The 11599-nt window shown below is 44.8% G+C and carries 10 protein-coding genes and 1 tRNA gene; all 11 read right to left on the bottom strand.

Annotated elements, in window-relative coordinates; genetic code table 11:
• Positions 1-183 precede the first annotated feature (183 nt).
• The 11 genes from HMPREF9124_RS07720 to HMPREF9124_RS07770 all read right to left on the bottom strand — a co-directional run bounded on the left by HMPREF9124_RS07720 (position 184) and on the right by HMPREF9124_RS07770 (position 11518).
• Positions 184-486, bottom strand: coding sequence for a metal-sensing transcriptional repressor (locus tag HMPREF9124_RS07720; protein ID WP_009429301.1), 303 nt, complete (start codon positions 484-486; stop codon positions 184-186).
• Positions 487-498: 12 nt separating this feature from the next.
• Positions 499-3075 (bottom strand): heavy metal translocating P-type ATPase, encoded by a 2577-nt coding sequence (locus HMPREF9124_RS07725; RefSeq protein WP_009428788.1) that lies wholly within the window; start codon positions 3073-3075, stop codon positions 499-501.
• Between the two features lie 154 nt (positions 3076-3229).
• Positions 3230-3520: a hypothetical protein gene (locus tag HMPREF9124_RS07730; protein ID WP_009427955.1), complete on the bottom strand. Its 291-nt coding sequence runs from the start codon at positions 3518-3520 to the stop codon at positions 3230-3232.
• Positions 3510-5048, bottom strand: coding sequence for a Y-family DNA polymerase (locus HMPREF9124_RS07735; protein ID WP_009429861.1), 1539 nt, complete (start codon positions 5046-5048; stop codon positions 3510-3512). Before HMPREF9124_RS07735 ends, HMPREF9124_RS07730 begins: the two co-directional genes overlap by 11 nt.
• Before the next feature lie 281 nt (positions 5049-5329).
• On the bottom strand, positions 5330-6202 hold the full coding sequence (locus tag HMPREF9124_RS07740) for a DegV family protein (protein ID WP_009429185.1): 873 nt from the start codon (positions 6200-6202) through the stop codon (positions 5330-5332).
• Between the two features lie 72 nt (positions 6203-6274).
• Positions 6275-7879, bottom strand: coding sequence for a C40 family peptidase (locus tag HMPREF9124_RS07745; protein ID WP_009429623.1), 1605 nt, complete (start codon positions 7877-7879; stop codon positions 6275-6277).
• A gap of 46 nt (positions 7880-7925) precedes the next feature.
• The gene (gene pgeF / locus HMPREF9124_RS07750) at positions 7926-8768 is read right to left on the bottom strand and encodes a peptidoglycan editing factor PgeF (protein WP_009428060.1); all 843 of its coding nucleotides are present in this window, start codon (positions 8766-8768) and stop codon (positions 7926-7928) included.
• A 1-nt stretch (position 8769) separates the two neighbouring features.
• Entirely contained in the window at positions 8770-9393 is a 624-nt protein-coding gene (locus HMPREF9124_RS07755; protein ID WP_009428784.1) for an HAD family hydrolase, read from the bottom strand.
• 51 nt (positions 9394-9444) lie between these two features.
• Positions 9445-9516 (bottom strand) — tRNA-Glu (locus HMPREF9124_RS07760).
• 29 nt (positions 9517-9545) lie between these two features.
• Positions 9546-10886: a 3-phosphoshikimate 1-carboxyvinyltransferase gene (gene aroA, locus HMPREF9124_RS07765; protein ID WP_009429352.1), complete on the bottom strand. Its 1341-nt coding sequence runs from the start codon at positions 10884-10886 to the stop codon at positions 9546-9548.
• Positions 10883-11518: a cytidylate kinase-like family protein gene (locus tag HMPREF9124_RS07770; RefSeq protein ID WP_009428975.1), complete on the bottom strand. Its 636-nt coding sequence runs from the start codon at positions 11516-11518 to the stop codon at positions 10883-10885. The genes aroA and HMPREF9124_RS07770 overlap by 4 nt, the downstream gene beginning before the upstream one ends.
• Positions 11519-11599 lie beyond the last annotated feature (81 nt).

An 11599-nucleotide genomic window follows, 5' to 3' on the forward strand; every position in this document is an offset into this window, starting at 1 on the left:
TGTATTTCTCCTTACTTTATTGCTTCTGTATATCTGTTTAAAAAAAGAACTCTATACGCGGCAGTATAAAGTCCTTTTGTGTTTAAAGTATGAAAATCTTCAAGAATAATTCTCTTTTTCTTTTCTTTTGGAATCACACCGATTCCTTTAAAAATCAGTTCCTCTTCCGGCGCTTTCTTTCTGCTACATAATCTTTTTGATCAGTTCGCAAAGTTCCTCTACCGCATCTTCCTTTCCGTCCTGAATCTCTTCCACTACACAGCTCGAAATGTGCCTCTGTAAAAGTTCTTTACTGAAGGCCTTTAGGGCTGAGGAAACCGAACTGACCTGCGTGATAATATCCACACAATATCGATCTTCCAGCAGCATGTTCCGAATCCCCTTAATTTGCCCCTCCATTCGATTTAATCGGGATATTAATGCCTTTTTCTCCGCCTCATCCCGAGGCTTCAGCTTTTTTCTCTCGGCGCAGTGACATTTTTCCATGCATTCCCTACCTTATTCAATATTTGTAACACCGTAATCCTGTGCCTCTACTGCCGCTTTCAGAGTAGCATTGTCCACTTCTTCCTTCAGAAAAACGGTGGCCGTTCCGTTTTCATGGCTTACTTCCGCATGATCCACCCCGCTGACTGCTTCTAAAGCCTTCTTTACTCTGGCCTCACAATGCCCGCACATCATTCCCGTAATTTCCATTTTCTTTTCCATTCTTTTTTCCTCCTGATTTTCCGTATTTTCACTTTTATCTTTTATTGCCGTTCCCTTTTGGGAAAATTCCGCCAAAATTGCCTGTCTCTTTTCTTCCCCGATTCCCTTTTTCCTGTCTTTCTTCGTATCTTTTATGGAAAATAAATTCAAACGAAGGGCATTCAGGCAAACCGTCACACTGGATAAACTCATGGCTAAAGCTCCAACCATCGGGTTCATTTCAAAATTCCAGTGAAATACGGCTGAATAAAATCCTGCCGCAAGGGGAATACAGATTACATTGTAAAAAAATGCCCAGAATAAATTCTCATGGATGTTGTGAATCGTGGCGCGGGAGAGTCGAATACTCCTCGGAATATCCGAAACATTTGACTTCATCAGTACAATATCCGCCGCATCGATCGCTACATCCGTTCCCGCTCCGATGGCGATTCCCAAATCCGCTCTGGTTAAGGCAATCGCATCATTAATGCCGTCCCCCACCATCGCTACCTTTCCGAATTCCTGTAGCTTCCTGATGACTTCTTCCTTGCCGTCCGGAAGGACTTCGGCAATCACTAAATCCACCCCTGCTTCCTTTGCAATCGCCTCCGCCGTATTCTTCCGATCTCCCGTCAACATAACCGTAAAGACACCCTGTTTCTTAAGCTCTTCAATCCCTTCCTTTGCGTCCGTCTTCAAACTGTCCGCTACGGAGATGGCCCCCAAAAGTTCTTCTCCTCTTAGGAAGAACAGATTGGTCTTACCCTCTGCGGAAAGGGCATTCAAGTTTTCTAAAAAATCCTCTTTCACCGGGAAATGCTCCCGTAAATACCCTTCCGAGCAGGCAATGATTTTCTCTCCCCCATAACTTGCCGTGATACCGTGCCCGGCCATGGCTTGAAAATCTTCTACCGGATAAGGAGAAATTCCGTTTTGCTCCCCATAGCTCTGTATTGCCTTGGCAAGCGGATGTTCGGAATTCTTTTCTATCGAAACGGCAAGCTTTAAAAGTTCCTCTTTCTTCTCTTCCCGAACCGGAACAATATCGGTGACTACCGGAGTTCCGTTTGTCACGGTTCCGGTCTTGTCCAAGGCAATGATTTCCACTCTTCCCGCTTCTTCCAAAGAAGATGCCGTTTTAAAAAGAATACCGTTTTTTGCCCCAACACCGTTTCCTACCATAATCGCAACGGGCGTCGCAAGCCCCAGTGCACAGGGACAGCTGATGACAAGAACCGCCACTCCTCGGGAAAGTGCCGTGGAAAATTCCGCTCCGCTTCCCAGCACAACGAGAAAAGTAAGGAGTGCAATTCCCATGACAAAAGGAACAAAAACAGCGGAAATTTTGTCCGCAATGCGGGCAATGGGGGCCTTCGTTGCGGCGGCATCGGACACCATTTCGATAATCTGTGAAAGACTTGTATCCTTTCCGATGCGAACTGCTTTCGCCGTGATATATCCCGATCGATTCAGGGTTCCCGCAGAAATCTTGTCTCCCTCTTCTTTATCCGCCGGAATCGATTCTCCCGTAAGTGCCGACTCATCTATCGCCGTACGTCCGGAGAGAATCAGCCCGTCCACGGGAATCTGTTCCCCGGGCTTCACCGCAAAAACATCTCCAACCGCTACATCATCAACAGACACCGTCTCCTCTACGCCGTCTTTTAAAAGCACAGCGGTCTTGGGACTTAGATCCATCAGCCCTTTTAGAGCACTCGTGGTTCTTCCCTTTGAAATCGATTCCAACATCTTTCCCAGAGTAATCAGGGTAGGAATCATCGCTGCCGTCTCAAAGTAAAGATGATGCCCTATTTGATGTGCCATTTCCGCATTTCCCAGTTCCAAATAATAGTTTATCCCATAGAGAACGCCCAAAGAATAAAGGAAGGAAGCCGAGGAGCCTAAGGCTACCAGACTGTCCATATTGGGAGCGAGCCGAAATAAGGCAGAGAAGCCCGAAGTGAAAAATTTCTTGTTAATCAGCATTACGATAATGGCAAGCAACATTTCTGTAAGAGCAAGAATTCCGGGATAGCGTAAAACTGCCGGTAAGGAAAAATGAAAAAGCATCGGCCCCATAGACAGCGTCATAAGAACAAGTAAAAAAACAAGAGACTGCAAAAAACGCTTTTTTAGCTTTGGAGTTTCTCGGTCTTCCAAAGCATCTTCCTTCTGTGCTTCCGACTTCGTATCGGATATAAAGCCATATCCGGCTTTCTCCACCGCTTCCTGCACGGCTGTTTCCGAAACCTCTCCTTCCACTGCCAAACTGTTGGTAAGCAGAGAAACCGAACAAGATTTTACCCCCGGCACTTTCTGCACGGCCTTTTCCACCCTTGTCTGACAGGCTGCACAAGACATCCCGGTCACTGTATATTTTTTCATTTACCCTCCTATCTATAGTATAAAGCAATTTATGAAAGCTGCTTGTTCTTTCGAGAAAGGAACTTCTCGAGCTATCCTTTCAGAAGGTATAATATACCCCCATAGGGTATATGTCAAGAATGAAAATAAATTTACTTTCCTGGAGAAAATGAATTTATTCCTCTATCATCTCCTCATAGCCCTTTAATGCCGCAAAAGAAAAAAATTGTACCGCTCTATGGGATAAATCGGTCCTCTGCCGACAGAGGGGGAAAGGATATGGATGACTTAGAATCGTACTGTATTTTCCGCATTGCTTCATGGGCTCCGTATTTTTTCGCTCTATCATCTTATTTCTTTTCGTTTTCCCGGTAAGCTCCGTTCTCCCTACGGATTCCATTTGCCGGGCAAGCTCCATCCTCCCTATGGTTTCCGTTTCGGCAACTTCTCTTTTCCTATATTCCACTGCTGTGTCCTCCTATCTGTTTATTTCGCTCTCTGCCCCTCGCCCCGTCCAGATATTGATAGGCTTTTAATACCGCATTCTTTCCATACTTCTGCATAAGCTGTAAGGAAGCCTCCCTCACACGCTCTTCCCTATCCGGAAAACTCTCTTGCAAGATTCCTTTACCGCATCCCTCTTCTTTTTTCTCATTCTCTTCTTTCTCCCTGCAATAGGTAAAGAGATCCACTTGACCGAGCTTCTCTTTCTTAACGGGAGAAATATCTTCAAAAGACAAAGAAAGCTTTCGGATAGACAATCGTCTGTCCATGATTTCATCATAGATAGATAAAATCGCCTCCGTAATCTCTTTCTCCCGATTGCTTCGTTCCGTCAGGTGATGCAGTCCATGCACTCCTCTGGGAACAAACTTCCCATAATGATTTTTCCGTTTTTCTCCGGCATAAGACTCTCCTACATTTTCCCCGTCGAAGGAAATCGAAAGCTGTACCAATTCTGTACAAAGCCCTTTCTCTTTCAGCTCATAGGCCAAGGCCTCCGCCATCTCCTCCGCAACAATTCTTCCTTTTTGAAAATCGTAGGGATAGGGCAAGACCTGCCCTGAGCTAAGACTCTTTCGTTTTGCCTGCAAAGCATGAATATCGGCAATTCTGCAAGGTTCATACCCCCAGGCATGATCGATAAGATATTCCGCCTGTATGCCGAAAAGCTTATAAAGCAGTGTCTGATTCTGCTTTTTTTCTTCCCCGGAAAGAGAGGCTAATGCGATATCGCCCATGGTATAGATTCCATAACTTTCCAGCTTTTCTGCCGTTCCTCTTCCGATTCGCCAAAAATCTCGAATCGGACGATACCCCCAAAGTTCTCTTCGGTAGCTGCGTTCTGTGAGCTTTGCCAGACGAAGTCCATCTTCCGTTGTCTTTAAATGCTTCGCCATAATATCCATCGCAACCTTTGCCAAATACAAATTTTCTCCCAATCCCACCGTGGCGACAATTCCCATTTCCCCATATACCGTCCTCGCAATTTCTGCCGCAAGCTCTTCCGCACTCTTCCGATAAACTTTCTCATAGGGACGTAAATCAATAAACACCTCGTCTACGGAATAAACATGAATATCTTCTCTGGACACAAAACGCAGATAAATTTCATAAATTCTTCTGCTGTACTCCATGTACAGAGCCATTCTGGGAGGTGCCGTAATATAAGAAAGAGCCAAAAAAGAATAAGCCTTCAAGTCGGAATCCAGGCAGGAGCTTCCCACCAGCCTTCTCTCTTCCGTCTTACGCTTCCTTTGATAGTTAATTTCCTTAACTCTCTCAATCACCTCAAAAAGTCTCGGTCTTCCGGGAATCCCGAAGTTCTTTAAAGCAGGGCTCACCGCAAGACAGATGGTCTTTTCCGTTCTTCCGCCGTCTGCTACCACAAGATAGGCATCCATCGAATCCAAGCCCCTTTCCACACACTCACAGGAAGCATAAAAAGACTTTAAATCGATAGCCATAATTCCACAGGACTCTTTCTCTTCCATTGCTTCTCTCCTTTGTCCTGTATAATATAACAAAACATTTGTTTTGTAAATGAAGTATTCCATACTTTAACAGAGATTGAGAAAGAAGCCTCTCAAGGCATTTTTTATAAGCAAGGATTCTCCTACTTCTTCTATACTGCTTTCTTCAGGAAGAACAAGATGTCTCAAGCTTTGCCTGCGCCACTTGTTATGAATAAAAAAAACGAAGTGACACAGTATTCCTACTGCATGACTTCGTTTCTATAATTGTATAACTTCCGTTTCTGCAAATCGTTTTAGTTCTATGCCTTCTCTTTTCCGAAGAAAAAGCCGGATACCGTTCCGGGACCGGTATGACAGGCAATCGTTCCGCCGATATCAAAGATTTCAATACTTCCCTCGGGATGAAAGCGTTCTCGGATACTTTCCGCAAGTTTCTCCGCATCCTGAGGACAAGCCGAGTGACTGATAAAACATTTTTCAGTAGAAAGATACCCTTCCTTCTCCATCTTGGAAAGAATATTTTCTATGGCCTGCTTCTTCCCGCGGGCTTTCTCGATGGGCTTCAGCTTTCCCTCTTCCGTAATCTTTAAAACCGGACAAATTTTAAGCAGTCCGCCAATAAAGCCTGCCGCCTTACTGACTCTTCCGCCCTGGATAAAAAAACGAAGATCGGAGGTAAAGAAATAGCCGTGAAGACGATTTCTCCATTTTTCCACCTCCGCTCGAAGCCTCTCCATATCCAAGCCCTGTCTTTTCAGCTCACAGGCCTTATCCACCAACAGACCATAACCAGAAGAAGCCATCAGAGAATCTACGATTTCGATTTTTCGCTCCGGGAATTCTTCCAGTAAAATATCCTTTGCAATGTGACAGGAATTAAAGGTTCCGGATACTCCGCTGGAGAGACAGATATGGAAAATGTCCTGCCCCTGCTCTAAATATTTTCGGAAACTGCCGATATATTCCTCGGTATTCACCTGTGTGGTCTGACTTTTTTCACCGGAAAGCATCCGTTCAAAGAGCTTATCCTGCGAGATGGACTCATAAAAATCATCTCGGAACTCCTCTCCCTCCAAGAAAAACTTCGCATAAATCAGGTTGACGCCCCGTTCCTCCGCCCAGCCCTTTCTTAAATCCATGGTAGAACAACAAGAGAGTATATAATTCTCCATCTTTTATCCTTTCTATCATTTAACGCCTTGTATCAATGGAAGTTTCTATTCTCCGAGTACATTTGGAAGTCTCTATTCTCCGAGTACATTTCGAATCGCTACCGGTGTTCTGTAATTCCAACGATAAATCCGAATACCGGAACGACGGGATGCGGCATTTACGACCTGGCCGTTTCCGATATAGATGCCTACATGGTTTATCACTCCTCTGCGGTTCGCATAGAAAATCAAATCACCGGGTTTAATGTTTTCACTGCTTACTTTTATTCCGGTTTTAGCCTGTTCCCTGGACACTCTCGGAAGAGATACACCGTATTTACTCATAATCGTCTGTGTAAATCCGGAACAATCACAACCGCGCGTAAGAGAGGTTCCTCCCCATACATAGGGATTTCCTACAAACTGGCAGGCAAAATTCACTAAATCACTTCTTCTCTTGGCCGCCTGGTTTGCCCTGTCCTGTGCCGGGCGATAGCTGATTGCCTCATAGAGAGCATAGCTCACGGAAACATTATTGTCTCTTGTTGAGACAAAGGCCCCCTGTTCTCCATCCTCATCATCACCGGAGTCCAAATCAAGCTGCACCCAACCGTCCAACTGATTCACCACGGAATATCTTTGGTCTCTCGTAATTTTTGTCCAGGCTGATGAGTTTAAGTCCGGATTGGAGCGAACATTCAAGGCATCGGTATTCACAATCGCCATTACCGTAGCATGTTCCAATGCGAGGTTTTCCGCTTCCTTCCCTCTTGCTACAAGTTCCGCCTTCACATAGCCCGTAATCCCCCCGGACTCTATTTTTAACCACCCGTTTTCTTCGGAAAGAATATTTGCTCCCGCAAAGCTCGGAAACTTACCGATGATATTCTCTATTCCTTTATCCTCGGGACTCGAACGAATATTAATATAGTCCTGTGCCTTGGAAACGCCCAAATTGTCATACATATTCAGGACTTTCTGGCGGAGATTTAAACTTCTTGCCTCATCTAGCCCATATTCCAGACGGACATTCTCCGACTTGGAGGAAATATAAGCTTCTTCCACTCCTTCAATGGTATCCATAAAAATCTTCAGATAATCTTTTCCGCTTCGACTCAGTACAATGTAACGCTCCCCTTTAGCACAGGAGGAAAGCGTATTTCCCTCTATTTTTTCCGGTGTGGAACGAATACGAAGTTTGTCAGCTAAAATGGTCACCCTCGGTGCCATAAAATCACAGGCTTTTTTCTTCGCCTCTTCCCCTTCCAGAAGATATTGTTTTGCAATATATCCCTCCAGGCCGCCGGAACGCACCTTCGCCCAACCGTCTTTTCCTTCCGGATTGGCATCCAGTACTTCCACACCGGCGCCGTTTCGCAAAAGACCGATGATATTTCGAATGTCATTTTCATTGGTATCCGAACGAAAATTAATGTAAGAATCGCATTGTACCAAACCTAAATTTTGGTATTTGCTAAGTGCTTCTTCCTGCTCTGTCTTAATTTTCTCATCCAGTTTAAGCTTAAGCTCCGAATCACTCGCCTTGTCCGAATCTCCTCCCATTTCGCTCGGAGATAAGACGGACGCACTGGCTTTTTCCTTTTCGGAGGAATGCCTGCAAGAACACAAAAAAAGGCTCGCAAACAAGAGCAGTAAGCCTATTCTTCGAATTCTATTTTTACTCTTTCTCTTCTTCATAGTAAGCTACCTGTTTTTACAAGCCATGAACCGTTTTACACCTCACTTAGTCCGATAAACGCTCCCTGTACCCCTCTTTTTCCCTGACTGTATCGGTGAGAAAAAACAAATCAGGCCTTTCCATTGTGCAGTAACCGCTGACGGAAATATTTTCTGCAGGAATCGAATTTTCGAGCGCAATCCAACGATTTAATTCCCATAAATCAATGTGAAACTTTTCTTCGGAAACCCGTTCAATGGGGGAAGCATTTTTTGTCTCTTCCCTTAGTGCAGGAAAAGCGTCCAAAAATGCTTCTCCCACATCCTCTGACACCTCATAGCAATTCTTACAGATACTCGGCCCGATTGCAATATAGATTTCCTCAGGTTTGGAAGAAAATTCTCTTTGCATGGCCTCTATCACGCGTGCCAAAATCCTTCCGTGCGTTCCTCTCCAGCCGCTATGACAGGAGGCGATGGCTCTATGTCCCTTATCGTAGAAAAGTATCGGCACACAATCCGCAGAAAAAGCGCTCAAAATCACGCCCTCTTCATCGGTCATTAGGGCATCCACATCCGTGTAATCCCTTTCTCTGAAAATGCCCTTTCCTCGGTCTTCCCTTCCTACATGGCGGACATTTACACTGTGTGTTTGCTGTGTAAGCACAAAATCTTCCGGCTTCGCTTCAAAAAGACTTCCTAAAATACGAAAATTTTCTAAAACTTTCTCCCTTTCATCTCCCAAATTGAAGCCTAAATTCAGAGAAGAAAGATGTTCTTTCGAAACACCGCCTTTCCTCGTGGAAAAGCCGTGTCGAAGTCCTCTAACTTCCTGTAAAAGAGGAGATTCAATGAGGGGAACCGTATGATTCCCGCTTTTGTAGTCTTTTATCGGAAAAATTGTCTTCAAACTATACTCCTATATTCAAACCTAAAATCTCCGCTGTTTCTTTTGCCGTTCTGCTTTTCATCACGGCTCCGGAAATACCGACCGCCTTCGCCGCAGAAATATTTTCCTCCAAATCATCAATAAAGAAGCAATCCGAAGGTTTTAAGCTGTATTCCTTTAAAAAGCGCTCATAGATGATGTCCTGCGGCTTTACACACTTATGTGCTGCAGAGTAGAAAATCCCGGAAAAGCATTCCACTGCAGGAATCACTTCCTTATAAATGGAAAGGAGACGCATGGAGGCATTGGAAAGCAAATAGATTTCTTTTCCGTTTTCCTTTAAAGCACGAATCATTTCCGCTGTTCCCGGAATGACCTTCATATTATATAGGTGCCAATTCTGAAAAGAAAGATGGGCGAGTTCTCTTGCCTTATCGGAACTAAGCCTTTCCATCCAGTTTCTCTCAGCCTTTTCTTCCTCTATGAGTCCGGCATCCAGCAGTAACCACTCCTGTGAGTTAAAGACAATGTTCTTTACCTCTCGAATCAATTCCTCATCTTCCGTATAGCGCCGGATAACCCATTCCGGGTTATAGGTTACCAAGACATTTCCCATATCAAACAGAATATTTTTATAAGAAATCATTACAATCCTCCGATTTTTATATAAAAAAAATCCCGAGCACCGCTCGGGATATGACGAATCCGGGAATCGAACCCGGGATTCAGCCGTGAGAGGGCTGCGTCTTAACCTCTTGACCAATTCGCCTTAGTCGATTTGAAACCGACTAGCGAATTCTAGCATACCGCAGGATTTCCGTCAAGCAAATTTTCTAAATCTTTAAAAAATGACGGATAGGAAATGGAAATACACTCCGCATCTTCTATCTCCATAGGACTTTCCTTCGGACAAAGAAGTCCGAGCACGGCAAAGCTCATGGCAATACGATGGTCTTTAAAGCTTGGAATTCGCTTTCCCTTTAAGGGAAAATTACCACCCTGTCCGGAAATCCGCATGCCGTCTTCCGTTTCCACGCAAGGAATTCCGAGACGGTTAAGATTCTCTACCACCGCTCTTATGCGGTTACTTTCCTTCACCTTCAGTTCCTCCGCATTCTTGATTACGGTTTCTCCTTCCGCAATTGTAGCGAGTACGGCAAGAACCGGCAGCTCATCTATGAGTCTTGGGATAAGAGCACCTGCAATTTCCGTACCACGAAGTTTTCCGTAAGTAAAGAGAATATCTCCTCTCTCTTCTCCCCCTATCGTCTTTTTATTTAGAATTTGAAACTTTGCCCCCATATTGGAAAGAACGTCCAAGATTCCGCTCCGGCTTTCATTTAAACCCACATTCTCTAAAAGTATTTCGGAGCCGGGCAGGAAGAAGCAGGCCGCCATAAAGTAGGCTGCGGAGGAAATGTCTCCCGGGACGGAAAAAATACCCGGAATGGGATGCAAGACCTTTCCCGGTCTTAAATGTATCTCGGCTTTTCCGTCTTCCAGGATTTTTGTCTCAATATCCGCACCCATTGCAGAAAGTAGCCTTTCCGTATGGTCTCGCGAAAGAGAAGGCTCCGTATAGACCGTCTCCCCTTTTGCATAGAGTGACGCCAAAAGTACGGCAGACTTTACCTGTGCGGAAGCAATGGGACTTTCATAGCAAATTCCCTTAAGTGCACTGCCCTCTATCTTTAAGGGCGCAGTGGATTTTTCTCCTTCCGCGGAAATCTTGGCTCCCATCTTTGATAAAGGGATCAGCACTCTCCCCATGGGACGCTTTTCCAGACTCTCATCTCCGAAAAGTACGGAAGAAAAGGTCTGTCCGGAAAGGATTCCCGCCATAAGGCGCATCGTTGTTCCGGAATTTCCGCAATAAAGAGGGGAGGCCGGCGCCCCTAAAGCCTCCATACCCTTTCCCTCTATGGTGAGTTTCGTACCTTCTCTTTCTATGGAAACACCGAGTTTCTGAAAGATATCCATGGTAGAGAGACAGTCTTCGGAAGGAAGAAAGCCCTCTACCACCGTTTTTCCCTTCACAAGAGACGAAAACATAATCGCTCTATGAGAAATACTCTTATCTCCCGGAACACAAAGTTTCCCCTTTAATACTCTTCCTACTCCATAGAGCTCCGCAATCACTTAAGATACCCCTTCATTTCCAAATAATTCCGCATGAGTACTTCCATTTCCCGGTAATCAATTCGGGAAGCGTTAATCATCAAGTCATAATTATCCACCTTCATCCAGTCTTCTCCGGTGTAATACTTATGATACTCTCTTCTTTCCCGGTCAATCTTCTTGATGCGCTTCTTTGCCTCTTCTTCGTCGACCTTACAGTAGTCCATGGTTCTTTCGATACGCTTCTCCATATCCGCATAAACAAAGAAATCCACATGTTCTTTCTTTGCTTCTCGTAAAATCACATTGGCACAACGTCCTGCAATGATACAGCTCTCCTGCTCCGCAAGTTCCACCACAACCTGACTTTGGAAACGAAAGAGGTTCTCGGGACTCACGATGTCCTCTTCAAGACTCGGCTTTCCAAGTCTCGGTTTTAAAGAATCCACAATCTTGTACAAGATATTACTTCCCGCCTTCTCGTCTGCCAAACGGAAGTACTGCTCTCCGATTGCCGTCTTTTCGGAAGTAATGCGCAAAATTTCCTCATCATAAAAGGGGATTCCCAAAGATTCTGCCAAATGCTTTCCTACAGTACGACCTCCGGATCCATACTGTCTTCCAATGGTAATGACCAGTTTTTTTGTAAGCATATTCGCCTCCTACATCGCTAGCGGTATTGTTTTTCTTATTATAATACAGAAAAGGCAGTAGCACAGCTAAAAAATTGTCTC

The sequence above is a fragment of the Oribacterium sp. oral taxon 108 str. F0425 genome, from assembly GCF_000214455.1.
GTDB classification, from domain to species: Bacteria; Bacillota; Clostridia; order Lachnospirales; family Lachnospiraceae; genus Oribacterium; species Oribacterium asaccharolyticum.